Annotated in this window: 24 protein-coding genes and 1 tRNA gene; 9 read left to right on the top strand and 16 right to left on the bottom strand. The window is 31.2% G+C overall.

Features of this window, described 5'->3' with window-relative positions; translation table 11 throughout:
* Positions 1-282 precede the first annotated feature (282 nt).
* Positions 283-355 (bottom strand) — tRNA-Pro (locus L3J35_00980).
* Between the two features lie 248 nt (positions 356-603).
* On the opposite strand from L3J35_00980, the gene trxB reads away from it, so the two are divergent.
* Positions 604-1,548: a thioredoxin-disulfide reductase gene (gene trxB / locus L3J35_00975; GenBank protein MCF6364753.1), complete on the top strand. Its 945-nt coding sequence runs from the start codon at positions 604-606 to the stop codon at positions 1,546-1,548.
* A gap of 46 nt (positions 1,549-1,594) precedes the next feature.
* Here the strand turns inward: trxB and mnmA are convergent, their stop codons facing one another.
* Entirely contained in the window at positions 1,595-2,785 is a 1,191-nt protein-coding gene (gene mnmA / locus L3J35_00970; protein ID MCF6364752.1) for a tRNA 2-thiouridine(34) synthase MnmA, read from the bottom strand.
* Between the two features lie 105 nt (positions 2,786-2,890).
* Between mnmA and L3J35_00965 the strand changes: the two genes are divergently transcribed.
* A complete protein-coding gene (locus L3J35_00965; GenBank protein ID MCF6364751.1) occupies positions 2,891-4,459 on the top strand; it encodes an FGGY-family carbohydrate kinase in 1,569 nt (522 codons plus the stop codon).
* A 19-nt stretch (positions 4,460-4,478) separates the two neighbouring features.
* Here L3J35_00965 and L3J35_00960 read toward each other — a convergent pair whose 3' ends face one another.
* From L3J35_00960 to rsgA, 3 genes are read right to left on the bottom strand one after another with little or no spacing between them, the layout of a single operon-like run.
* Entirely contained in the window at positions 4,479-5,630 is a 1,152-nt protein-coding gene (locus L3J35_00960; protein MCF6364750.1) for a HAMP domain-containing histidine kinase, read from the bottom strand.
* A 45-nt stretch (positions 5,631-5,675) separates the two neighbouring features.
* Positions 5,676-7,247: a hypothetical protein gene (locus L3J35_00955; protein MCF6364749.1), complete on the bottom strand. Its 1,572-nt coding sequence runs from the start codon at positions 7,245-7,247 to the stop codon at positions 5,676-5,678.
* 24 nt (positions 7,248-7,271) lie between these two features.
* Positions 7,272-8,210, bottom strand: a complete 939-nt coding sequence (gene rsgA, locus L3J35_00950; GenBank protein ID MCF6364748.1) for a ribosome small subunit-dependent GTPase A — start codon at positions 8,208-8,210, stop codon at positions 7,272-7,274.
* Positions 8,211-8,262: 52 nt separating this feature from the next.
* On the opposite strand from rsgA, the gene L3J35_00945 reads away from it, so the two are divergent.
* A complete protein-coding gene (locus L3J35_00945; GenBank protein ID MCF6364747.1) occupies positions 8,263-8,667 on the top strand; it encodes a secondary thiamine-phosphate synthase enzyme YjbQ in 405 nt (134 codons plus the stop codon).
* Here the strand turns inward: L3J35_00945 and L3J35_00940 are convergent.
* On the bottom strand, positions 8,664-9,329 hold the full coding sequence (locus tag L3J35_00940; protein MCF6364746.1) for a protein-L-isoaspartate(D-aspartate) O-methyltransferase: 666 nt from the start codon (positions 9,327-9,329) through the stop codon (positions 8,664-8,666). The genes L3J35_00945 and L3J35_00940 overlap by 4 nt on opposite strands.
* A 312-nt stretch (positions 9,330-9,641) precedes the next feature.
* Between L3J35_00940 and L3J35_00935 the strand changes: the two genes are divergently transcribed.
* The 3 genes from L3J35_00935 to L3J35_00925 all read left to right on the top strand — a co-directional run bounded on the left by L3J35_00935 (position 9,642) and on the right by L3J35_00925 (position 12,427).
* Positions 9,642-10,877 carry a hypothetical protein gene (locus L3J35_00935; protein MCF6364745.1) on the top strand — a complete coding sequence of 412 codons (1,236 nt, stop codon included), beginning with the start codon at positions 9,642-9,644 and terminating at the stop codon, positions 10,875-10,877.
* A 151-nt stretch (positions 10,878-11,028) separates the two neighbouring features.
* Positions 11,029-11,922 carry a glycosyltransferase gene (locus L3J35_00930; protein MCF6364744.1) on the top strand — a complete coding sequence of 298 codons (894 nt, stop codon included), beginning with the start codon at positions 11,029-11,031 and terminating at the stop codon, positions 11,920-11,922.
* 97 nt (positions 11,923-12,019) lie between these two features.
* Entirely contained in the window at positions 12,020-12,427 is a 408-nt protein-coding gene (locus tag L3J35_00925) for a DUF1573 domain-containing protein (protein MCF6364743.1), read from the top strand.
* 213 nt (positions 12,428-12,640) lie between these two features.
* Here the strand turns inward: L3J35_00925 and L3J35_00920 are convergent, their stop codons facing one another.
* The 10 genes from L3J35_00920 to L3J35_00875 all read right to left on the bottom strand — a co-directional run bounded on the left by L3J35_00920 (position 12,641) and on the right by L3J35_00875 (position 21,219).
* Positions 12,641-14,920, bottom strand: a complete 2,280-nt coding sequence (locus L3J35_00920) for a PAS domain-containing protein (GenBank protein MCF6364742.1) — start codon at positions 14,918-14,920, stop codon at positions 12,641-12,643.
* A gap of 140 nt (positions 14,921-15,060) precedes the next feature.
* Entirely contained in the window at positions 15,061-15,507 is a 447-nt protein-coding gene (gene rplI, locus L3J35_00915) for a 50S ribosomal protein L9 (protein ID MCF6364741.1), read from the bottom strand.
* A gap of 27 nt (positions 15,508-15,534) precedes the next feature.
* Positions 15,535-15,798 (bottom strand): 30S ribosomal protein S18, encoded by a 264-nt coding sequence (rpsR, locus tag L3J35_00910; protein ID MCF6364740.1) that lies wholly within the window; start codon positions 15,796-15,798, stop codon positions 15,535-15,537.
* Positions 15,799-15,816: 18 nt separating this feature from the next.
* The gene (rpsF, locus tag L3J35_00905) at positions 15,817-16,158 is read right to left on the bottom strand and encodes a 30S ribosomal protein S6 (GenBank protein MCF6364739.1); all 342 of its coding nucleotides are present in this window, start codon (positions 16,156-16,158) and stop codon (positions 15,817-15,819) included.
* Positions 16,159-16,271: 113 nt separating this feature from the next.
* Complete coding sequence (locus L3J35_00900; protein MCF6364738.1) at positions 16,272-17,051, bottom strand: hypothetical protein; 780 nt, start codon at positions 17,049-17,051, stop codon at positions 16,272-16,274.
* A gap of 317 nt (positions 17,052-17,368) precedes the next feature.
* Positions 17,369-17,659: a hypothetical protein gene (locus L3J35_00895; protein ID MCF6364737.1), complete on the bottom strand. Its 291-nt coding sequence runs from the start codon at positions 17,657-17,659 to the stop codon at positions 17,369-17,371.
* A gap of 2 nt (positions 17,660-17,661) precedes the next feature.
* The gene (locus L3J35_00890) at positions 17,662-18,234 is read right to left on the bottom strand and encodes a hypothetical protein (protein MCF6364736.1); all 573 of its coding nucleotides are present in this window, start codon (positions 18,232-18,234) and stop codon (positions 17,662-17,664) included.
* Positions 18,235-18,236: 2 nt separating this feature from the next.
* Complete coding sequence (locus tag L3J35_00885; GenBank protein MCF6364735.1) at positions 18,237-18,815, bottom strand: hypothetical protein; 579 nt, start codon at positions 18,813-18,815, stop codon at positions 18,237-18,239.
* A 3-nt stretch (positions 18,816-18,818) separates the two neighbouring features.
* Positions 18,819-20,651 (bottom strand): hypothetical protein, encoded by a 1,833-nt coding sequence (locus L3J35_00880; protein MCF6364734.1) that lies wholly within the window; start codon positions 20,649-20,651, stop codon positions 18,819-18,821.
* A gap of 130 nt (positions 20,652-20,781) precedes the next feature.
* Entirely contained in the window at positions 20,782-21,219 is a 438-nt protein-coding gene (locus L3J35_00875; GenBank protein ID MCF6364733.1) for a nucleoside-diphosphate kinase, read from the bottom strand.
* Between the two features lie 100 nt (positions 21,220-21,319).
* Between L3J35_00875 and L3J35_00870 the strand changes: the two genes are divergently transcribed.
* From L3J35_00870 to L3J35_00860, 3 genes are all read left to right on the top strand, one after another.
* Complete coding sequence (locus L3J35_00870; protein ID MCF6364732.1) at positions 21,320-22,330, top strand: bifunctional oligoribonuclease/PAP phosphatase NrnA; 1,011 nt, start codon at positions 21,320-21,322, stop codon at positions 22,328-22,330.
* Positions 22,314-22,853 (top strand): FKBP-type peptidyl-prolyl cis-trans isomerase, encoded by a 540-nt coding sequence (locus L3J35_00865; protein MCF6364731.1) that lies wholly within the window; start codon positions 22,314-22,316, stop codon positions 22,851-22,853. Before L3J35_00870 ends, L3J35_00865 begins: the two co-directional genes overlap by 17 nt.
* Before the next feature lie 62 nt (positions 22,854-22,915).
* On the top strand, positions 22,916-23,341 hold the full coding sequence (locus tag L3J35_00860) for a hypothetical protein (GenBank protein MCF6364730.1): 426 nt from the start codon (positions 22,916-22,918) through the stop codon (positions 23,339-23,341).
* Positions 23,342-23,351 lie beyond the last annotated feature (10 nt).

Raw genomic sequence — 23,351 nt, 5'->3', positions numbered from 1 at the left:
TCATTTTGTTTTAATTTCTGAGTATGCATGTGAATAGCACGAATTCTTATTGCTTCTTTTTCCTCTTTACTTGCTCTGCGTAAATCTATTTTTTCCATGCTGTAAAGATAGAAAAAATAATCAATATATCATATTATTTATCCGCCGACTTAATATTAAAAGAATTCAAAAAAAAAGAAAGTAAAACTGCATGTAAACCATGTGTAAACCAAAGCTGTTTTTGGCGATTTGTTAAAAAGAAAAAGCCCCTCAAATCTCCTGATTTAAAAGGCTTTCATCCTGTCGGGGTGAGAAGACTTGAACTTCCGACCCCACGCCCCCCAGACGCGTACTCTGCCAACTGAGCTACACCCCGAACTTGTATTTGCTCTAAAAACGAACGCAAAATTATGAAATAATTTATACTCTCCAAAAATTACTGACAAAATAAGTTATGATATTAAACGGAATAAATTTTGAAAAGAAAAGTTAATAATGACTGAATTTAATTAGCAAACATGATTAAATTTGGCAATTAATCAGGAATATCAATTAAAATTAAAAAATATGAGTTTTTTTAAAACATTAAACATAGAAGAAAACAATGACAATAAGTCAGTAGAGATGGAAGCTGTCGAAAATGTAAAATGCTTAATTATTGGTTCGGGACCGGCAGGATATACAGCAGCAATTTATGCTGCCAGAGCAAACTTGAAACCGGTCGTTATCCAAGGCATGGAAGCCGGCGGGCAATTAACGACAACAACCGAAGTTGATAATTTCCCGGGTTACCCCGAAGGTGTTACAGGACCGGTAATGATGGAAGACCTTAAAGCACAAGCCGAACGATTCGGAACGGATGTACAATGGGGAGAAGTTACATCAGTTGATTTTTCCAAAAGACCGTTTAAAGTAATTGTCGATAATAAAAAACCGTTTATTGCCGAAACCGTAATTATTGCAACCGGAGCAACCGCAAAATATCTCGGATTGGAATCCGAAACTAAATTTAAGGGTGCAGGTGTTTCTGCATGTGCAACATGTGACGGGTTCTTTTATAAAGACATGGATGTTGCAGTAGTCGGAGGAGGAGATACCGCTGCAGAGGAGGCATCTTATCTTGCAAGCATTGCTAAAAAAGTATATTTAATTATCAGAAAACCTTATATGCGTGCTTCAAAAGCAATGATTAAGCGTGTTGAAAACACTCCTAATATTGAAGTTTTGTATGAACATAACACAAAGGAAGTTACGGGAACAAATGTGGTAACCGGAGCAACCTTAATAAAACGCAAAGGTAAATCCGATGAAGAAGAAGTTAAAATTAAAATTGACGGTTTCTTTGTTGCAATCGGTCATAAACCAAACTCTGAATTATTTAAAGATTTTATTGATACAGATGAAACCGGTTATATAAAAACAATACCCGGAACTTCAAAAACAAATATACCGGGAGTTTTTGCAGCAGGCGATATTCAAGATTCAATATACAGACAAGCTGTAACTGCTGCCGGCTCAGGTTGTATGGCGGCACTTGATGCTGAAAAGTTTTTAGCGGAGCAAGAATAAAGTTGAAAATTTTAAAATCTCAGGTCGTATTTTTTGCGACCTTTTTTTATGCTATAACCCCCGAACCGATTAATTCATCTTCAATATAAAAAGCTGCAAATTGCCCTGAAGTAATTCCTCTTTGGTCTTTATCAAAAATAATATATGCTCCTTTATCTTTCATAAATAAAACAGCATCTTGCAAAGCCTGTCTGTATCTTATTCTTACATAAAACTTTTTTGAATCGCCTGTTTTAATTTTTAAATCCGGACGAACCCAATGTATTTCATCTTTTGAAATAAATAACCCTTTTCTGAAAAGCCCCGGATGTTGTTTCCCTTCACCTATATAAACAATATTTTTTTCTACATCAATATCAAGAACAAAAGGGGGCTCTTTTAAACCTCCGATTCCGATCCCTCTTCTTTGTCCTATTGTGTAAAAATGTGCACCTTGGTGTTGTCCGACAATTTTACCGTCTTCGGGTTTGTAAAAATAAGGTTCAGATAATAATCTTAATTGTTCCTCAAACTTTAAATTTGTATGATCTTTTGTTTTTTGAAATTCCGGAAGATTATTTGGTATTAAAACAATATCACCTGTTTTACTTTTTAATTTTTGTTGCAGAAAAGTAGGCAAATCGACTTTCCCGACAAAACATATACCTTGCGAATCTTTTTTATGTGCACTTGCAAGCCCTAATTTATCGGCAATATCTCTGACTTCCGATTTTTGAAGTTCGCCTATCGGAAATAAAGCTTTTTCAAGTTGTTTTTGCGAAAGCTGGCATAAAAAGTAAGATTGGTCTTTATTACCGTCCCTTCCTGCAAGTAATCTGTGGATTTGTTTTCCGTTTTTTTCTGTTGTTTCTTTTCTGCAATAATGCCCGGTTGCAACATATTCGGCTCCGAGTTCAACAGCCTTATCTAAAAAAACATCAAATTTAATTTCTCTGTTGCAAAGTACGTCAGGATTTGGCGTTCTTCCTTTTTCATATTCCGAAAACATATAATCAACAACTCGTTTTGCATAAAGTTCACTAAAATCTACTGTTTGAAAAGGAATGTTTAACTTTCGGGCAACAAGTTTTGCAACCAGAACATCGTCATCACTCGGACAACTCCCTTCAATAACTCCCTCTGTATCATGCCAATTAATCATATATACTGCATGTACGTCAAAGCCTTGTTCTTTTAACAAATATGCAGCAACGCTTGAATCAACACCTCCGGATAAACCTATAATTACTTTTTTCAAATTGATTATTTTATGCAAAATAAAGAATAAATTACAGTTAAGAATTCAAATTATTCATTTTTTTATACTTTCACGGATTGAACAGTTTTAAATTATCCTAAAAATATGACACCAAATTCTGAAATTATACTTTCAATAGATGTAGGTACACAATCAATAAGAGCCGTATTATTCGATTTGTCGGGAAATATTGTTGATATCAGAAAAACAAATATAAAGCCTTACTATTCATTAAAGCCGGGTTGGGCAGAACAAGAACCTGATTATTTTTGGAACAAACTTTCCGAAACTACTTCGCAACTTTTTTCTGAAACAAAAGTTCCCGTAAACAAAATAAAGGCTGTTGCAATTACTACACAAAGAGGAACAGTAATAAATACCGATAAAAACGGAATACCCTTAAGACCTGCAATTGTTTGGCTTGATCAAAGGTTGGCAAAAGCAAAAGATTATCCGAAAATTTTGGCAAGAACTTCGTTAAGGGTGATTAATATGAAAGAATCTGTTGTGCATGCGGTTAAAAATGCCGAATGTAATTGGATAATTCAAAACCAAGCTGATATTTGGGAGAAAACTGAAAAATATCTTTATCTCTCGGGCTGGCTCACTTTTAAACTTACAGGAAAATTTATTGACTCAATAGGAAACATGGTCGGATACATGCCTTTTGATTATAAAAAACATAAATGGGCAGGGGAAAATCACAGAAACAGCAAAATGTTTCCGGTAAAACCGAAAATGCTGACTGAATTAGTTAAACCGGCAGAATTATTGGGAAATATAAGTGAAGATGCAGCAAAAGTTACCGGTATTCCTGCCGGTTTGCCTCTTATTGCTGCAGCATCCGACAAAGCATCGGAGGTTTTGGGTTCGGGAGTTTTTGAGCCTGATGTTGCTTGTTTAAGCTACGGCACAACTGCAACCGTTCAAACTATACAAAAAAAATACTATGAAGTAATTCCGTTTTTTCCTTCTTATCCCGGTCCGGTTCAAGATTTTTTCAACACAGAAATTATGATATACAGAGGGTTTTGGATGGTAAATTGGTTTAAAAACGAATTTGGTTCTAAAGAAGTTGAAATTGCCGAAAAAACAGGACAAACACCGGAAGAATTGTTTGATGAGATGATTAAAAAAATTCCGCCGGGTTCTCTCGGGCTTACTTTACAGCCGTATTGGTCGCCGGGTGTTAAAATTCCGGGCACGGAGGCAAAAGGTGCAATAATCGGTTTCGGTGATGTTCATAACAGAGCACATATTTACCGGGCAATTCTTGAAGGTTTAGCTTATGCTTTGAAAGAAGGTTTACAAAGAACCGAAAAAAAGACTAAAACAAAAATACGAAAGATTATTGTTTCCGGCGGCGGCTCACAAAGTGAGCAAGCACTTCAATTAACGGCAGATATTTTTAATTTGCCTGTTGAAAAACCTCATATTTATGAAACATCCGCACTCGGAGCAGCAATAAATGCTGCAGTAGGGATGAAATATTTTAATTCTTACGAAGATGCCGTAAAAAATATGTGCAGAACTGAAAAATCATATTCTCCGCAACAAAAAAACAAAGAAATATATGATAAACTTTACAAAAAGGTATATTTAAGAATGTATAAAAGACTTAAAAAGTTGTATAATGAAATAAGAGATATTACCGACTATCCGGAAAAAATTTGAATCGGCAGTTTCTTTTCTTTTATTTTTTTAAATTTATTCTGAAAGTTGTACCTTTATTAACTTCTGAACTTTTTACATATACTTTGCCTGAGTGGTAACTTTCTATAATACGTTTTACTAGTGATAAACCTAAACCCCAACCTCGTTTTTTTGTTGTGTAACCGGGCTTAAACACTGTTTTAAATTGCGATTTGGCAATTCCTTTTCCGGTGTCGTGAACATCAATAAATACGTTTTCTTTTTTTTCTGTAACCGAAATAGTTATTTTTCCTTTTCCTTGCATGGCATCAATTGCATTTTTGCACATATTTTCGATAACCCACTCAAAAAGAGACTCGTTTAACGGTATTAAAAGCTCTCCTTCTTTATCGAAGTTTAAAATATATTCAACTTTTTTTGAAGTTCTGCGTTGAAGGTATGAAACAGAATTTATCAGAACTTTATAAAGATTATTTCGCATTAATACCGGACTTGAACCGATACCTGAAAATCTTTCAGTAATGGTTTCTAAGCGTTTTACGTCTTTACTTACTTCTTCTATCAGTTGTTTGTCTTCACTTTTAAGTTTCAAAAGTTCGACCCAAGCAACAAGAGCAGAAATAGGTGTACCTAATTGATGGGCAGTTTCTTTTGACATACCTGCCCACAGTTGATTTTCTTCGGCTCGTTTTGCCGAACTGAATGCAAAATATGAAATTGCAATAAAAAAAGTAACAACTAATATTTGAAAGTACGGATAATAATACAGATTTCTTAAAAGAGCTGAATCTTCGTAGTAAACGTAATTTTTATGTCCTGCAAGATATTCAATTACAATTGGTTCGTGTTGTTCTTTCATTAATTCCAGCTTATTTTGCAAATAAATGCTGTCTTGTATCTTTTTTTCGTTTAAATTTCGATGTGTAATAATTGACATATCTTCATCCAACAAAATTACCGGAATTGATTTGTTTTCAAGTAATATTTTATATAAAGTGGGACTAATTTCTGCATCCAAAGGCATTTCGGAAGTTTCTTTTAAAGATTCAGCCCAAATTTTAATTTTTTCACGTTCTTGTTCCGAAATTTCTTTTGATAAACTTCCTGCATATAAAATAAACCCCACGCCTATAATTAATGCCGTAATAAAAATTATGAACTTATATTTTTGTTTTCTGGAATAAATATTCATGCAGCAGTTTTTGTTATTAACGCTTTTCGGGGCTTTATGTTGTTTTTAAAAATCATAGTAGAAATTATTTAAACCTGTTTTGATTCCGAACATAATATAAGAACTTTTTTCAATATTGTTTTCTGTTTGCTTTTCCCTGAAATCAAAGCCTCCGTATATTTGAAGATTTGTTCTCGGATTAATAATGTATGCAATTGTTAAATTTTTATGCATGATTTGTTCAGGTACAGGATTAATAAAATATGTATAATTATCAAGCATATAAATATCAGAAAAAGTTGATTTATTGTTTAAAGTTAGATTTGTGTAATTGAAATCTAAAAGAAGTGATTTGTATGAATAATGTATATTAAAAAACATTTCTTTAAAATCTGAACCTGCCGGATGTGCTAATTCTTGCTTGTAATGAGTCCAAGTTTGATACTTTAAATTTGCGTGCGAATATGTTCTCGGTTTTGCTAAGTTATATTCTGCTTGAAAATATATTTTGTGATTTTTAATTTTTTCGTGTAGAATGTCAAATATTTTAATGCCCCCTTGATATGCAAATTTCTTTAACGAAGGATTGTCGATTGCAATTTGTCCGTATGTTTGAATATAATCTGTGATTTTAACTTTTGCATTTATTCCGGCAAGGATGTTATTTTCGGATGCAAAACCGTTAATTGCAGTTCTTATTCCGATAACAGGAATAAAATAATCCGATTTAAATTTGTTATAATAGTTTGCTGCAGTATCTGTTGTTTGGTAAATTGCACCTTCAAAAAAACCTACTTCAAACCTGTTTTTATAATTATAAGAAAAATAATTAAATACACCGTGCTTTTTGTAATGGTAAGAATAATATGCTGTTTCAAAATCTCTGAATTCAGTAAACATTGTTACATACTTAAATGATTTATAAGTAAAGCTGAATTTAGCAAAAGGATAATTTAAAGCATTATCCGACAATAATAATGAACGATGTCCTTCTCCTATGAAATTCTTATCTTGTCCGAATTGAATATTAAGCCATTTTGCAGGGGATAAAGAAAGATAAGCAGAAGCAGACGAAAAATCATATAAACTTAAATCATTATTGTTTTTTTTCATTGCTCCTTGTCCGGGAACAACTAATCTGTTCCATGCCCAATCATAAATATAAGGTCTGAATTTGGCTTGATTTTCTCTGAAACTTGAGTAAAATGATAATTTCTTTCCTATATCTCCTTTAATTTCTATAGCTCTTGTGTTGATATAATAATTTTCTCCGGATTCTGTAATTTTGCCTGCTTCAACATAAAGTAAAGGATTTATATATAAATTGAAGTTCTTTTTTTTTAGCGAAACAAAATCGTCAAAAAAAAGTGCCCTCAAAAACCAATTTTCTTTATGATTTTTAAAAAACTCAGTTCTTTGTTTGTAGTTGTAAATTACAGAATCAATGTTCGTAATATTATTTACGTCTGATTTCAAAAGAGGTTTAAAACCAGTATTAATTGCAACATCATTTTTGTTTATTTCAAAACTTATTTGCTGTTTGTACGAAGTTCCTATAGGCAACATTTGTTGTTGAGATAAAGCTTTTTGAGAAAGAATAATTGTCAATATCAGTATAAAGAAAAAGAATTGTTTCATGTGTTTCTGTTTTGTCTTTTATTGTTAAATACCGTATTTATCTTGTCTGTATTTATCTTCATCTCCGGCTAAAATATTCAAATAATTATTATATCTCAAAGAACTTATTTGTTTTTTTCCAACGGCATTTTTTACGGCACATTCGGGTTCATGTGTATGAGTACAATTATTAAATTTACAATGTTTTTTAATTTTCAACATTTCGGGAAAGAATAAATTTAAGTTTTCTTCATTTATGCCTACAAACCCGAATCCTTTTATGCCGGGAGTATCAATAATATAGGCTTCTCCTATTTTGTGCATTTCGGCAAAAGTTGTTGTGTGCTTTCCCTGTTCGTGATAATCAGATATTTCGGAAGTTTTTAATTTTAAACCCGGTTCCAATAAATTTATTAAACTTGATTTCCCGACACCTGAATTTCCTGAAATTACAATTGTTTTATTTTGGATAAGTTTTGTTACTTCATCAATATTTATATTCTCTTTTACAGAAATTTCAATACATTTATAACCTATGTTTTTATATATTGCAATTATTTTTTTTAATTTTTCTGTTTCATCTTTATTGTAAATGTCAATTTTATTGAAAATTAATACAGCTTTAATTTTATTTGCTTCGCAAGCAATTAAATATCTGTCGATAAAAACAGGGTAAGTAACAGGTTTTTTTAAGGTTATTACCAAAAAGCAAAAATCAATATTTGCGGCAATAATATGAGACTGTTTAGAAAGATTGGTTGATTTTCTTACCAAAAAGTTCTTCCTTTCATATATCTTTTTAATAATACCTTTTATATTATCATCCTGATATTCAAAACCTACATAATCACCAACCGCAACCGGATTTGTTGTTCTGAAGCCTTTTGTCTTGAAAATTCCTCGCAATTTACACTGAATAACTTTATTGTCATATTTAACATGATACCAACTTCCTGTTGATTTTATGATGATTCCTTTATTCATTAGGGCAAAAATAGAACTCTTTACTTAAAGTTTTGTATTTTTGAAATAAAAAATGCAAAAAACAATAAACATCAGAACAAAGCAAAAATGCGAAATGATTGATATTACTGAAGATATAAAAATGATTTTGCAAAATGCAAATATAAAAAACGGTATATTAAATGTTTATGTTCAAGGGGCAACAGCAGGGATTATGATTCAGGAAAATTGGGATTATTCCGTTCAAGAAGATGTTTTGGATTTATTGGAAAACCTAATTCCGAAAGGAGTTTGGAAACACGATGCACAAGACGGAAACGGAGATTCTCATTTAAAATCTGGTTTAATTGGTCCGAGCGAATGTATTCCCGTAATTAACGGAGAACTCGGCTTATCAACTTGGCAAAACATTTTTTTATGCGAATTTGACGGTCCGAGAATTTCAAGAAGTATTGTCGTAACAATTTTGAAAGTTTAATTTTTCCCTTTCAGCATAGGAACAAAAACAAACTTCCCGAAACTTTCTTTTTTAAATTTATGCTCATTAATTTTTGTAACTTTAATCATGTCTTGTGTATGACGAGGACCTATGGGAGCAACTAAAATACCTCCTGTATTCAGTTGTTTTAAAAGCTCTTCGGGAATTTTTTCGGCACCTGCCGTAATTAATATTTTATCAAAAGGAGCATAAGTCGGAAGTCCTTTGTAACCGTCTCCGTAGTAACAATAAGGATTATAATTGAGTTTTTTTAGAATAATTTGTGATGATAAAAACAGTTCTCTTTGTCTTTCAATGGTGAATAATTTTACGCCTAATTCTGACAAAACAGCCGCTTGGTAGCCTGAGCCTGTTCCTACTTCTAAAACCTTATTGCCTTTTTCAATGTTAAGCAAACTTGTTTGAAAAGCAACGGTGTAAGGTTGTGAAATTGTTTGGTCGGCAGCAATCGGAAATGCGTTGTCCTGATATGCTCTTTCTTCAAAACCTTTTGCCATAAACAGATGTCTCGGAACATTCATAATTGCATCTAAAACTTCTTGATTTTTTATGCCTTTATTTTTTAAGGTTTCAACAAGCCTTTTCCTTAAACCTTTATGTTTGTATGAATCAGTCATTTGAATATTTATGAAATTTTGCATAAAAGTAATTCTTTTTTTAAAACTTTATTATTTTAATGATTTCAATTTCTAATAACCCAAAATATGAAGTTCAAAAGGTTTTGCTTGAGCATCAAAAATCATTTTGTCTGTAACAAAAAGCAAACATGCAAACGAAACCGATTTCCTATACCGTAACCGATAAGTTTATAAAACAACAATGAAAAATAAAATAAACAGCAGGACAAGAAAGAGATTTAATTATGAAAACCCTATATTTGTACAAAAATGAATTATTAACAAAAGAAAAAGTTGCATTCGTGACTTGAATTCTGCAAATCAAAATATCAAAAAATGAAAAAAATAACATTCCTCTCAATTGCAATATTTTTTGCAAGTACGTTTTTTGCACAAGTAAAAACCGACAAAGCAACATTCAAATCTTATGAACCCGGTTATTATCAAAATTCAATTCTTAAAGATGTAAGGCACATTAATGAAAATTTGGAGAGAAAAGAAATTGATAAAAGGTTTCAAATGGACCAATCAAATTATAATATTCCGAACAAAGTCAGTAATTACAAAAGAGAATGGGCAAAGCCCGTTATTTCACAAGGCAATGCCGGTTCTTGCTGGGCATATTCAACAATTTCTTTTTTAGAATCGGAAGTTTACCGAGTTAATAAAAAGAAAGTTAAACTTTCGGAGATATATACGGTTTATTGGGAATATGTTGAAAAAGCAAAAGGTTTTGTAAAAACAAGGGGCAAATCTTTATTTTCGCAAGGCTCAGAAGGAAATGCCGTTTCAAGAATATGGAAAACATACGGCACTGTCCCCTACTCTGCTTATACAGGCTTGTTACACGAAAGAAAACATCACACACACGATAAAATGTTTAACGAAATGAATTCGTATCTTCAATCTTTGAAAAAAACAAATGCATGGAACGAAGAAGAAGTTATTGCAACAATTAAAGATATAATGAATCATTACATCGGAAAACCGCCGGTTGAATTTACGGTTGAAGGGAAAAAATATACACCACAATCTTACCTTAAAGATTACATTAAAATAAATCCTGATGATTATGTGGAAATTCTTTCTTACAAACAAGAACCGTATTGGAAACAGGTAGAATATAAAGTTCCGGACAACTGGTGGCACAGTGAAGATTATTACAATATTCCTTTGGATGATTTTATGAAAATTGTTAAAAGTTCAATCAAAAAAGGTTACACAATGAGTATTGGCGGCGATGTATCGGAAGCAGGCTTTTTAAGAAGTACGCAAACAGCAATGATTCCGAAATTTGATATTCCTTCTGAATATATTGATGAAAATGCACGTCAATTTCGTTTTTCAAATAAAACAACAACCGATGACCACGGAATGCACCTTGTAGGTTATACCGAAAAAGACGGTATTACATGGTATTTAATAAAAGATTCAAGCTCGGGTTCAAGAAATAACGATGAAAATGCTCCCGAATTCGGTTATTATTTCTTTCATGAAGATTATGTAAAACTTAAGATGATGGGATTCACAATTCATAAAGATGCCGTTAGAGATATTTTAAAAAAGTTTTAAACGAAGTCAAACAATAAGTCAAGCAGAGGTCAAATAATTATCGAAAAACACAACTTTTGAGCATCGTTCTTGACAATTCCGTTAACTGTCTTTTGCTAAATCTTCTGTAATTAAGTCACACATAAGCCGCAACAAAGAAAATACAAATAAAATGCTCTCCGTTCTGATTCCCATATACAATTTCGATATCAGGCAGTTTATTAATGAACTACACTCACAAGCTGTTCATAATAAAATTGATTTTGAAATTATTTTGGCAGATGATGCTTCCGATTTAAATTTCAGAAAAATAAATATTGAAACAGATAAGTTGGAAAATGTAAAATACATTCAACTTACAAAGAATATCGGTCGTTCGGCAATCAGAAATTATTTAGCCGAACAAGCAAAATATGATTACTTACTTTTTGCTGATTGTGATTCTGAAATTCAAAATAAAGATTTTATAAAAAAATATATTTTTGATTGTAAAAATGAAGTTGTTCTGTGCGGGGGGAGAACATACAAAAAAGACAAACCGTTTTGTAATAAAGAGTATTTCAGATGGTATTACGGCACAAAACGAGAAGTTAAAAATGCCGAAGAACGCAATAAATTTCCGAATCGTTCTTTCATGACAAATAACTACATCATATCAAAATCAATACATAATTTAATTAAGTTTGATGAAAAAATAGCTGAATACGGACACGAGGATACTCTTTTCGGAACAGAACTTAAACGAAAAAACATAAAAATAAAACATATAGACAACCCACTTATTCACATTGGTTTAGAAACTTGCACCGATTTTATTTCAAAAACAAAAAACGGAATAGAAAATTTAGTTTATTTATTAAAAAGCTATGATTACCCCGAATTATTTGAAGATATTAAGTTGTTAAATATTTATAAAAAAACATCAAGTTTATCATTTTTGTTTAGGTTATACTTTAAAATCTTCAGAAAATTAACCGAAAAAAATCTTTGCGGAACACACCCTTCTCTCAAACTTTTTGATTTATATAAACTTGCGTACCTTCATAAAATCAACAGGAAAAAATAGCTTGCAATAAACATAAAATGCAACCATCCGGCAAGCTTTTTGGTCTGAATATAACAAATAAAGGAAACAAACGTTTAACAAAAAACAAGGACAAGAAATGAAAAAAGTTATTTTATTATTTGCTTTTACTGTTTTTGCATCGGGCAGTATTTTTGCCCAATGGGGAACAAACAGCGGTACGTTAAGTTCAGGAAAAGATGCGGAAGTTGTATGGGAAACCATGAATGTTGATTTGGGAGAAATCAAGCAATACAATCCTACGGAAGCAGTTTTCAAATTTACGAATAAAGGCGGAAAACCGATTATTATTACCAATGCAAAAGGTTCATGCGGCTGTACGGATATTGAGTATTCAAAAAAACCGATTTTACCGGGGCAATCAACCGAAATTATTGCAACTTATGATGCCGAAGACCTCGGCGTTTTTAACAAAACTGTTACACTTACAATGAATATTGAAAAAAGTTCGCAAGTGCTTCATTTAAAAGGCACGGTTATCAAATAGTTTTTTGATGAGAAAATCTTTATCATTACGGTTGTATTCTTGTTAGGAATATTCGCAAAAATAATAACAGCCATATTTTTAACGTATCTATAATGCGTGAAAAAGGTAAAATTACCTCATTTTGGAATAAAAATACATGATACAGGAAGTGGTTTTTATGCCCTGACTTTCGTTGTTTTTATATGAAAAGTTGCTTTTTCCGGAAGCCCCTTGCTATATTTTCGTTAAAAAAACAGTAAGCCTTTTTCTTAATCCCACAATTGCTTCCGACATTGTCATCATATAAAAAACCTGTTTTTTGTTTTTGTCAATTATATAAACTTTCTCTTTTTTGCCTATAGGAAGATGTTCGTTATTATAGTTTAAAATATCCCCGAGATAAAGACCTTGTAGTTTTTTGTCAAGCTCCGGTAAAATTATTTTTGTTTCTTTCCCTTTATATTCCTCTCCTTTCACAGAAAATAAACTCATTGCTTTGTTATTTAGAAATGCAAGTTTGTTTTCATTATTAATTGAAATAATTGCATCAGGCAGTATTTTAAGTGTTTTTTCAAAGAAGATATTGTCAGTTTCAATATCAATATACATTTCTTTCATTTCTTCTTTTGCTTGCTCAATTCTTTTTGCTGAACGCTCTTTTATATTCTCTAACTCTGAGGTTTGTTGTTCAATTAATTTTTCAAGTTCGGCAATTTTTTCATTTGCAAAATGTTCTTGCGAATGGTCGTAAGCAATTATGTTAATTGCTATTACATTGTCATTTAAATCCTTTTCTTGAAATATGCTTCCGTAAAGCCAAATTATTGTTCCTTCCGAATTTATGATACTGAATTCACCTTCATATTTTTGTCCGGTATTATTAATATTTTCAATGATATTTCTGAAAGATTGAATTTCGTCTTCATGTATAAATTCTGTAATTTCTTTTTCCAAAACATCTTCTTCGCCGAACAGAGTCAGGTTTAGAAGATTATTATTAATTTTTTTGATTTTATTATCAACAGAAAGTTCAATTTTAAATAATGTGTTGTCAACTGTTTCAATTTTTCGTTTTAAGTTCTCAATGTTTTGGTTTAACTCACTTGCATCAAAACCTAAAAAAAGAATTTTCTCGACTTTTCTGTTATCATTTTGGAGTCCGATGTATGAAGATTTAATCCAAAGGTCTTTACCTGTTTTTGTAATATGTTTTAATAATCCCTCAAAATGTTTGTTATTAATAATATCTTTACTTACGGATTCAAACCAATTTACTTCATCGGGATTAATAAATCTTGTGATACTTTCATTTTGTATTTCAGAATTTGATTTATACTCGAATAAATCAATAAATTTTCTGTTTGCAAAAAGAAGTTTTCCGTCATTTGAATATTCTGCTCTGATAAGTGCTTTATTTGTGGAATCTTGATATGCTCTAAAAGCAACACTCTGCATATCAGCGTTTTCTTGAAGCCGCTGCATGTCAGAAATTGTTTTTCTTAATTCATCTTCTTGTTTGGTCATCGCTTTTGCTTGTTCTTTTGATTCTTCAAGCAACCTACCGGTTTCAGCATTAATTTTTAAAGTTGAAATTGTAGTTGCAATACTTTCTGCAATTTGTTCGGTAAATTTTATTTCAAATTCTTCATAAATTTTAAAAGAGGCTAATTCTAAAGCACCGTGAATTACTCCTTCCTCGGTCATTATCGGAACAATTAAGATGCTTCTCGGCTTTGCTTTTCCTAATCCGGATTCAATTTCAATATATGCTTCCGAAACATTATTTAAAAAACTTGTTTTTTTCTCAATTATTGAAGCTCCGATTAAACCTTCGCCCCATTTTAATTTTTTATTTGCCAAACGTTTTCGGTCGTATGCAAAATTGGCAATTTCTTTAATGTACTTATTGCCCTCATCATTTTCTTCAATAAGATAAAAACCTGCCTGCTTTGCATCGGTGTATTTAACTAATTCACTTATTACTTTTGCGGCAAGAACTTCAATACTTTCGTTATATTCACGAAGGATTGCTCCGAAAAGTGCCAAACCTTCAGCTGTCCAGTGCCTTTGAAGATCTTCTTTTTGTCTTGCTTCATCTTCTTCTTTGGTTTTTTGAATTTCTCTGTTAAGGTTTATCAACGAAAGCCTAATTTTATCATCATCCCCGATTACATCCTCTTTAATATCAATGTTGCCTTTTCTTATTTCTTCAATTAAACCGTGAATATTATTAAAACTTTCTTTGGCAGTTTCGATGTCTTCATTTCTTTCTGCAATTAAGTTGTCGTAGGGTATTCCTGCAAAAAAACCGACAAGTGCCAAAACAATTACCGGAGAAACCAAGAGTAAAAGAATTATCGGTTTTTCTTTATTCATTTGAATAACCGAGCCTATCGATAAGGTGTAATTATTTATTATTATAATTATTATCATTATAATAATGCTGATAATAATTCCGGCTGCTGTTCCGCCTATTGTATATTTTAACTTCGTATTTGCAAGTTGTTTTGCCACTTTTATAAGATATTTATTTAATGTGCTAATTTACAAAAAAAAATATATTTATCGGTATTGCATTGTTTTTTTACGATTATAAAAAAAGAGATACTCAATATAGAATATCTCTTTTTTATAATTTAAATGCTTAAATAGTGTTATTCAGAAACTACTTCAAATTCTAATTCTACCTTTACGTCTCTGTGTAATTTAATAACTGCATTATATTTTCCTACTTCTTTAACTTCTTTTTCAACAATAGAAATTTTCTTTCTGTCAATATCAAATCCTTTTTTATTTATTGCATCAGCTAATTGAATATTAGTAACCGAACCAAAAATTTTTCCTTTAGAACTTGTTTTTGCACCTACTTTAACTTCTTTATTTTGAAGCGAATCGGCAATTGTTTGAGCATCTTGCTTTAATTTTCCTTCTTTATGTGCTCTTTGTTTTAAATTTTCTGCCAATACTTTTTTTGCAGATTTTGTAGCTTTCACAGCTATTCCTTTAGGAATTAAAAAGTTATTTGCGTATCCGTTTTTAACTTCAACAACATCATTTTTATAACCTAAATTATTTATATCTTCTTTTAAAATGATTTCCATTTTTGTCAATTTTTAAATGTAATAAAATTATTTCATTAAATCAGTTACATAAGGCAAAATTGCAAGTTGTCTTGCTCTTTTTACTGCTTTTGAAACTTTACGTTGATATTTTAAAGATGTTCCTGTTAATCTTCTCGGTAATATTTTTCCTTGCTCATTTAAAAATTGTCTGAGGAAATTAGCATCTTTATAGTCAACATATTTAATTTTATGTTTTAAAAATCTGCAATATTTTTCTTTTTTTGTATCAACCGCTACGGGTGTAAGATATCTAATGCTTTTGTCTGCCATTTTTCAGTTCTCCTTTTTTTAGTTAGTTTCTTCTTTTTTTAATTTTTTCTTTTTATCAGAATATGCAACAGCATATTTATCCATTTTAAAAGTTAAAAAACGGATAATTTTTTCATCCCTTCTGAATTCTGTTTCTAACTTGTTAACAAGAGCACCTTCGGCTTTGAACTCGATTAAGTTATAAAAACCTGTTGTTTTGTGTTTAATGGGATAAGCTAATTTTCTTAAACCCCAATTTTCTTCAACTGTAATTTCTGCACCTCCGTCGGTGAGAATTTTTTTGAATTTAGTGACCGCTTCCTTTACCTGATCATCAGATAAAACGGGAGTAATAATGAAAACGGTTTCGTACTGATTCATCATAATTCGTTAAATTTTAATTAATTTGTTTTTAAATTTTAGCCTGCAAAAGTAATGATTCTTTTTGAAGATGCAAATGTTTTGAGGATAAATTATTTAGAGAATATTTAATTCTATTCTAAAGTTATTTTGTTGCCGTTAATATTGAAAACAGGAGAGAAGTCATGAAATTCAAAACTTCTTGAACCTTCCATATTATTGTCGTGGAAGTATTTATTCAGAAAAATAATTTTTCCGTTTTCTTTATATGCGGCTCGATAAAAAACTCTGCCTGAACTTGCCATAGCAAAGTTGTCTTCATATTCGGTATAAAACAATATTTCTTCGTTTGCATATAAATATGAGATTGTTATTTGATTGTCGTAATCATTTTTATACGAAGAAGAGAAATTAATGTCATTTATATCTATTTCGGAAATATCTTTGGTTTTTTTCTTAAATAGAATAGCCTTTGGTTTTTTTGTAATATCTAAATCATAATTTTTAAACATTTGTTTTGCAGAATCTAATTGTTGTTCGGATAATTCATGATTGTAACAATTCTTTAACTCATAGCAAGATTCATAGATAGTAAATGTCTTTAAATAAGTTCCTTTTTCTAAATCATATATTCCTAAAACTACACCGGCTTTCGGGTATGTTTCCATTCCTGCATATTTACAGTCTACGGGAACATTTATCACTTCTCCTTCCGTGTCATAGAATAATTCCGTTTGTAATTCGTATATATGCTTAAATGCAACAAGTTTTTTATCAAAGTTAATATCTAAAACTTTAAATTTAATTGTTTTCACATTTGATTTGCACGAAAAAAAGTCATATCCTATGTGCTTTTGCCCAACTGATGACAATGAAATTGCCAGGAATATTAATGTATAAAAAGATTTTTTCATTTAATAAAAGTACAACTTTTTTAAATGAATTCTAAGATAATTTATTAAAAAAATATTCCGCTTGGTTTGTCGCTTATGTTTATTTGTATGTTTTTTTGTTTTATATTGTTTTTCAAATATACGATTTTTCAGGTTAAATCAGAAAGCTGAAAGGTAAAAGTTGAAAGTTATTGTTTTTTATATTTATGTTAAATATTCCTTTTGCGGGGTTGGGGTAAACTGTTATGTTTTCGGTTTCGGACAATTCTATATTGCTTGTTGTATTTTTATTTTTGTATGTTTTGTTTTGTTACTTAGCTGTTTTTTGTTTGCCTGGTTTAGTTAATTATCAGTTTTTTTGTTTGTGAAAATTGATTGCCGGTTATGGGGCTTACATCAAATGAAATGCTAATGTCAAAATAAATACTTATACATGTATCAAAAATAGTTAGAGGTTCTTTCGAAAGGTATCCATCAGTACATGTTGCAATGTTATCTAATCTTGCAGCTCCAAAATACTTTACACTGTCAATTTCAAAATACTCTTTATCACATTTATTTACGCGTTTACAAGAAAACAAAACACTAATAATTAAAAATGTGGTTATTGGTATATTTAGCTTTTTCATAATTATGGTGTTATATAAATCGATAATGTTTTATTGATAAAAGTAGTATCTTGTAGTTCTATTTTTACGGTAAATTCATGTAAACGTGTACTGTCCGGTATTTCGTTTAATAAAAGATGGAAACGTATTTGAAATAAAAAATTATAGTAAAGTAATTGATTTAGGCTAGTAGGACAGCAAATTTCCTCCTCATTATCATTATAAATAAATATATTAAATATATCATTTAAACTCTCTCCTTTTTTATAATTTTCATTAAAATCATTTGATGATGTTATCTCAATATTTTTAAAAGTATCTACCAAAATATATTCTTTACAAGGTACTTCCATACCTCTTACAAGAAACATAACATAAACTGAAAATAATTTACTTTCTGAACTATCCAATGCTGTCAACTGGGTAGTAGAAAGACCCTGATTAGTACATTCAGCAGGTTTTATTAATTTTGCAGTTGTAAAACTATACAAATCTTCAATTACCATATTTTTTTTTTCACACTTAACAACACGTTTACAAGAAAACAAAACACTAATAATTAAAAATGTGGTTATTGGTATATTTAGCTTTTTCATAATTATTGCTTTATATAGATTGGTAATGTTTTGTTGATAAAAGTAGTATCTTGTAGTTCTATTTTTACGGTAAATTCATGTAAACGTGTGCTGTCGGGTATTTCATTTAATAAAAGATGGAAATATCCCGGACTTGCCGATTTACTGTTTAAAAATTGATTTAATTTAACAGGACAATTTATACTGTCTGTATTTTCGTTATAAATAAAAATATCAAAAATATCATTTAGAATTTCTCCTTTTTTATAATCTTCCGAATAATTATTTGTAGAAGTGATTTCAATATTTTCAATTGTGTCAATAATATCTTTCCCACAATAAGTACGACCGGAAAAAAGTTTAACACTAAACGATGTATTTATAACAAAAAAACAACTTTTGCAAGTATCTGCTTGGTTTAAAGTTTCATTAAAAAGATATTTTTCAGTACATGTTGCAATTTCTTTTAATTTAGCAATTTCAAACTTTTCTATACTATCAACTTCCCAATATGTAGGTTCGTCACATTTATTTACACGCTTACAAGAAAATAATACGCTAATAAGTAAAAGTGTTGTTATTAAGATATTTAGCTTTTTCATAACCTACCTATTTTCAAGTTCAACAATTCTGTCTTTTAATTTATCATTTTCTTCTTTTAAGTCAATGATATATAAAGTAAGTTCTTCAATTTTTTGAAGCATAAGTGCTTGATTTTGGGCAAGTTTTATTCCTTCTTTTTTTACGTCTTCGGAGGTTGGGATGTTTGGGAGATGCCCGTTTTCTTTTATGTAATCTTGAAGTTGATTCAGTGGCATTAGTTTGTAGTTGTCTTTAAATACAAAATCGGGCCAAGGGTTTGTAGCTTGTACGGCAATTTCATCTGCAACCCAAAGTTTATCATGTATTTCAACTACTCCGGTATTCGTAATTTTAAACGGGACTTTATTGTTTTTTATATCCTTAATCCAAAAACCGTCTCCTGCGCTTGAAGAGCTTATAGCAGCAATAACCCAATGTTGCAAGTTGGTTTCAAAGCCGAATGCTGCTAAATCAGAATTTGTCGGTTTTTTGACTTTGATAAAAGGTGTATTCCAATAACCGCCTGAAGATTTACTTATTTCTAATTCTTTGCATAAAATTTTACCGTCTTCTCTGATAACTGCGACATAATCTTTATCTCCGTTATCGTATCTTGTCATAAAATACCAGCCGCTGTGTGTCATCCCCAATCCGAGATAATAATCGCCGAGGCTTGATTTGTTTGTTGATGCCCAAACCGTTCCGAGTTTAGTTTGTATTCTGGGGCTCCAACCGTTGTTTGTCCATGCTTCCATTTCATTATCCAAAATAATCGGTCCGTTTAGTTCGATATTTGTTAAACCTGAGCCGTCCCCGGCAAATTTCTCAGCAGTAAAAGTTCCGTCGTTCGAAAATGAAAAATTCTTTTCTGTTATTTCTCCCACTTGAACAATGTAGCCTTTATAATTTATATTTAAAGTATCATTCGCATTTTCAAAATCCCATAAATTTACATCCGTAACACTAAAACCTACATCAGAAACACTTGTGCGGCGATTTTCAAGCCTGAATACAGAATAATTGTCTGCTGTATTTCCTGCCAGAGGCTCTATTCCTCCTCCGCCTGTCTCGGTATAAGACGAAAAAATGTGAAGCGGTTTTAAAGGTATGTTTGTTCCTATTCCTACAAAATCATTTGCAAAACTAAGAAAAACAGAATTGTTTATCGAATCTCTTATCCAAGTATCCGCAGCCGTTTTTTCAGACCAGGTTAACAAACCGGCTCCGTCGGTTGTTAATACTTGTCCGCTGTCACCCTTAACATTCGGCAGTTGCCATAAAATATTTTCATCAATAGTGTCAGGTGCAATAAAACCGACATAATTGCTGTCGTCCTTATCGGTAAATTGTATATTTGCCGAAATTCCTGTTTTGGAAGTTAGTATCCTGAGAGCATCGTTTCCTTTAGGCTTAATTTCAAAAGAGGCATTCGGGTTTTCTGTTCCTATTCCGACATTATCGTCAATATTTAAGAGAAAGGTAATTCCTTGTTTTGAATTATCTCTGTTCCAAAGTTTTTCAGCATTGCTTGTGCCTTCAGATGCCATAAGGGTTCTCCATTGCAAAATCGCTTCATCATAAAACATAAACATATTTTCGGTAGTATTAAAAACAAGTAAACTGTTTGCAGGGTTTTGAACGGCAGAAATTTGTCGAGAACTTAATCTCGGTATTAAAATTCCTTTTTCTGTTGAGTTAATATCAAGCAAAGAAGAGCTTGCGGGTGCATCTGTTCCTATTCCTATTGCTCCGCCGAGATGGTAAATGTCTCCGTTTACTCGGGAACCTCGCACCGAAATATTTTGTGCATTTAAATTAAAAGCGAAAAAAACTAAAAATATTACTGCAAAAGGCATTAATCTTGTAGGGGGGGGGATTTTTTGTATTTCATATTGAGTTTTTTAAAATTAAAATGATAAAAATAATAAAATAAAATAAGTCATGAAAATTTTCATGACTTATTTAGTATATTCAAGAAAAGAAAGTTTAAACTAAACCTCCGTCTGCATTAAATCGTTCATTTTTTGCAAAGAAAAAAGATGCTTCAGTTTCTGCATTTTCGTCACTGTCGGAACCGTGAACAGCATTTTCTTGAATGTTTGTTGCATATAATTTTCTGATTGTTCCTTCTTCCGCATTTTCAGGATTTGTTGCACCAATTAGTTTTCTGTAATCTTCAACGGCATTATCTTTTTCTAATACGGCAGCTACAATAGGTCCTGAACTCATAAAATCGGTCAGTTCACCGTAAAAAGGTCTTTCTTTATGAACTTCGTAAAATTTTTCGGCTTGTGCTTTGCTCAGCTGTAAGGTTTTCATAGCTTGAATTCTGAAACCTGCATCTGTTATTTTTGCTAATATGCTTGCTGCAAATCCTTTTTTATATGCAGTAGGCTTAACCATTGTTAATGTAATGTTTCCCATTGTTCTTAATTTTTAAGTTTCCGCAAAAATAAAATAATTATTGAATAAATTTATCTTCAAAAGATAATTGATTTAACTTTGAAGTTTTAAATTAAACAAAGTGAGAGATTTTTTTAAAAATAATATAAATAAGTTTAACGAATTATTTCAGGTAAGCAAAAAGATTGTAATTATAGGGCATCATAATCCTGACGGTGATGCCTTGGGAGGTTCTTTGGGTTTATATAATACATTGTTGAATACGAAACATGGTGTTTCTGTAATTATGCCTTCGAAACCGACAGATTTTTTATTGTGGATGCCGAATTCGGAAGAAATAATTGTTTTTAATGAGAAAGAGGAAGATGCAACAGTAAAATTGAATGATGCCGATATTATTTTTTGCATTGATTTTAACGAAGCAAGCAGAACGGAACGAGCAGAAGATATATTGAGAGACGCAAAAGGCATAAAAATTTTAATTGATCATCATCCCGGACCGCAGGTTGATGCAGAATTCATACTTTCTGATACATCGGTAAGTTCGGCTTCCGAACTTGTTTATGAGTTTATTAATAATACAGTTTTAAAAGATTTTTTCGAAAAAGATGCTGCAACATGTATTTATACAGGAATAATGACTGACACTTTAAATTTTTCAGTAAATTCTTCAAGGCAGGAAACATTTAAAATAGCAGGAAAATTGTTGTCATTCGGAATTGATAAAGATTTTATTTATGATAAAGTATATAATAATTTTTCAATTAATCGTTTAAAACTTGTGGGTTACCTTCTTTATAAAAAGATGGAAGTTATTGAAAAACACAATATTGCATACATTGTTTTCACAAAAGAAGAGCAGCAAAAATTTAACTTTACTGAGGGCGACCATGAAGGAATCGTGAATATGCCTTTATCGGTTTCAGGAATAAGGGCTTCGGTTATTGCAATTGAGCATGATAATTTTATCAAATTGTCTTTGCGTTCAAAAGGTGATGTTGATGTTAATAAGTTATCACGAAAATACTTTAACGGAGGAGGACATAAAAATGCTGCAGGAGGAAAGATTTATAAGCCAATTGAAAAGGCAGAAACTTATTTAAATAAATCAATCGATGAATTCTATTCTTAAAATAAAAGCACTGCTATTTTTATTAATTATTGTTTTTTCGGCATGTAAGCCGGAAGATGCTACAAAGCAACCCGTTAATAATAAAAATCGAGTTGAAGATACTTTAATAAAAGCAAATCGTTTTTTGTTGGAAAGAGACAAAGAGCTGATAGATAGTTATGTAAAAAGAAGAGGGTGGAAGATGCAAACTGCAGAATCCGGTTTGTGGTATGATATTTATAAAAAAACGGCAGGACAAAAAATAAAAGCCGGAGATATAATAAAATATAATTACAGTATTGAATTGCTTGACGGAACTTTATGTTACAGTTCGGATTCTACCGGTTCGGCACAGGTTAAAATAGGTCAAACCGGAAAAGAGAGCGGTTTAGAAAAAGGTTTTTTAATGATGCGAACAGGAGAAAAGGCACATTTTATTTTACCTCCGCACATGGCACACGGGCTAATAGGAGATATGGAGAGGATTCCTTCACGCTCAACAATTGTTTATGATGTTGAGGTTTTGGAATTGATTGATTTTTAGCCGATTGAGATTATGGCATTAATTTTGAATATTCTTATATTGAATATTTAAAATCAAACGCTATGAAACTATTTAAATTCAAATTACTTTTAGTTATTTTTGCTTTACCTTTGATGTCGTGCATTAATGAAATTGTGCCGCCTGCAAGTGAGCAGGAAATTATTTCGGAGATTTCAAGAACATGGACGGGAGATATGAATGAAGACGGATTTCCTTATCAAGAATTTACAGCTACAATAACTGCTGATACCGGAAATTCAAGCCAAATATTAATATCAAATTTTCATAATTCGGGTAAAGTTGTTTCTGCAACAGTAAGTGTGGATTTGATGATTACTATCCCGGAGCAAACAGCAGGAACGCAAACATTTAAAGGAACAGGCGAAATTTCAAATGATTATTCACAAATTTCATGGGATTATACAATTGAAACTGCCGAAGGCACCGTTCAGGTTACCGGAACTTATACATACGGAAGTCCTGTATAAAATATTTTCA

The sequence above is a fragment of the Bacteroidales bacterium genome, assembly GCA_021648725.1.
GTDB lineage: Bacteria > Bacteroidota > Bacteroidia > Bacteroidales > JAADGE01 > JAADGE01.
The sequence above is the reverse complement of the archived record's forward strand: the minus strand, read 5'-3'. Positions and strand labels throughout refer to the sequence as shown.

Excerpts from the sequence above, each read along its gene's own strand:
- trxB (MCF6364753.1), top strand. The coding sequence starts at position 604 with ATGGAAGCTGTCGAAAATGTAAAATGCTTAATTATTGGTTCGGGACCG.
- L3J35_00965 (MCF6364751.1), top strand. The coding sequence starts at position 2,891 with ATGACACCAAATTCTGAAATTATACTTTCAATAGATGTAGGTACACAA.
- L3J35_00960 (MCF6364750.1), bottom strand. The coding sequence starts at position 5,630 with ATGAATATTTATTCCAGAAAACAAAAATATAAGTTCATAATTTTTATT.
- L3J35_00955 (MCF6364749.1), bottom strand. The coding sequence starts at position 7,247 with ATGAAACAATTCTTTTTCTTTATACTGATATTGACAATTATTCTTTCT.
- rsgA (MCF6364748.1), bottom strand. The coding sequence starts at position 8,210 with ATGAATAAAGGAATCATCATAAAATCAACAGGAAGTTGGTATCATGTT.
- L3J35_00945 (MCF6364747.1), top strand. The coding sequence starts at position 8,263 with ATGCAAAAAACAATAAACATCAGAACAAAGCAAAAATGCGAAATGATT.
- L3J35_00940 (MCF6364746.1), bottom strand. The coding sequence starts at position 9,329 with ATGCAAAATTTCATAAATATTCAAATGACTGATTCATACAAACATAAA.
- L3J35_00935 (MCF6364745.1), top strand. The coding sequence starts at position 9,642 with ATGAAAAAAATAACATTCCTCTCAATTGCAATATTTTTTGCAAGTACG.
- L3J35_00930 (MCF6364744.1), top strand. The coding sequence starts at position 11,029 with ATGCTCTCCGTTCTGATTCCCATATACAATTTCGATATCAGGCAGTTT.
- L3J35_00925 (MCF6364743.1), top strand. The coding sequence starts at position 12,020 with ATGAAAAAAGTTATTTTATTATTTGCTTTTACTGTTTTTGCATCGGGC.
- rplI (MCF6364741.1), bottom strand. The coding sequence starts at position 15,507 with ATGGAAATCATTTTAAAAGAAGATATAAATAATTTAGGTTATAAAAAT.
- rpsR (MCF6364740.1), bottom strand. The coding sequence starts at position 15,798 with ATGGCAGACAAAAGCATTAGATATCTTACACCCGTAGCGGTTGATACA.
- rpsF (MCF6364739.1), bottom strand. The coding sequence starts at position 16,158 with ATGAATCAGTACGAAACCGTTTTCATTATTACTCCCGTTTTATCTGAT.
- L3J35_00900 (MCF6364738.1), bottom strand. The coding sequence starts at position 17,051 with ATGAAAAAATCTTTTTATACATTAATATTCCTGGCAATTTCATTGTCA.
- L3J35_00895 (MCF6364737.1), bottom strand. The coding sequence starts at position 17,659 with ATGAAAAAGCTAAATATACCAATAACCACATTTTTAATTATTAGTGTT.
- L3J35_00890 (MCF6364736.1), bottom strand. The coding sequence starts at position 18,234 with ATGAAAAAGCTAAATATACCAATAACCACATTTTTAATTATTAGTGTT.
- L3J35_00885 (MCF6364735.1), bottom strand. The coding sequence starts at position 18,815 with ATGAAAAAGCTAAATATCTTAATAACAACACTTTTACTTATTAGCGTA.
- L3J35_00880 (MCF6364734.1), bottom strand. The coding sequence starts at position 20,651 with ATGCCTTTTGCAGTAATATTTTTAGTTTTTTTCGCTTTTAATTTAAAT.
- L3J35_00875 (MCF6364733.1), bottom strand. The coding sequence starts at position 21,219 with ATGGGAAACATTACATTAACAATGGTTAAGCCTACTGCATATAAAAAA.
- L3J35_00865 (MCF6364731.1), top strand. The coding sequence starts at position 22,314 with ATGAATTCTATTCTTAAAATAAAAGCACTGCTATTTTTATTAATTATT.
- L3J35_00860 (MCF6364730.1), top strand. The coding sequence starts at position 22,916 with ATGAAACTATTTAAATTCAAATTACTTTTAGTTATTTTTGCTTTACCT.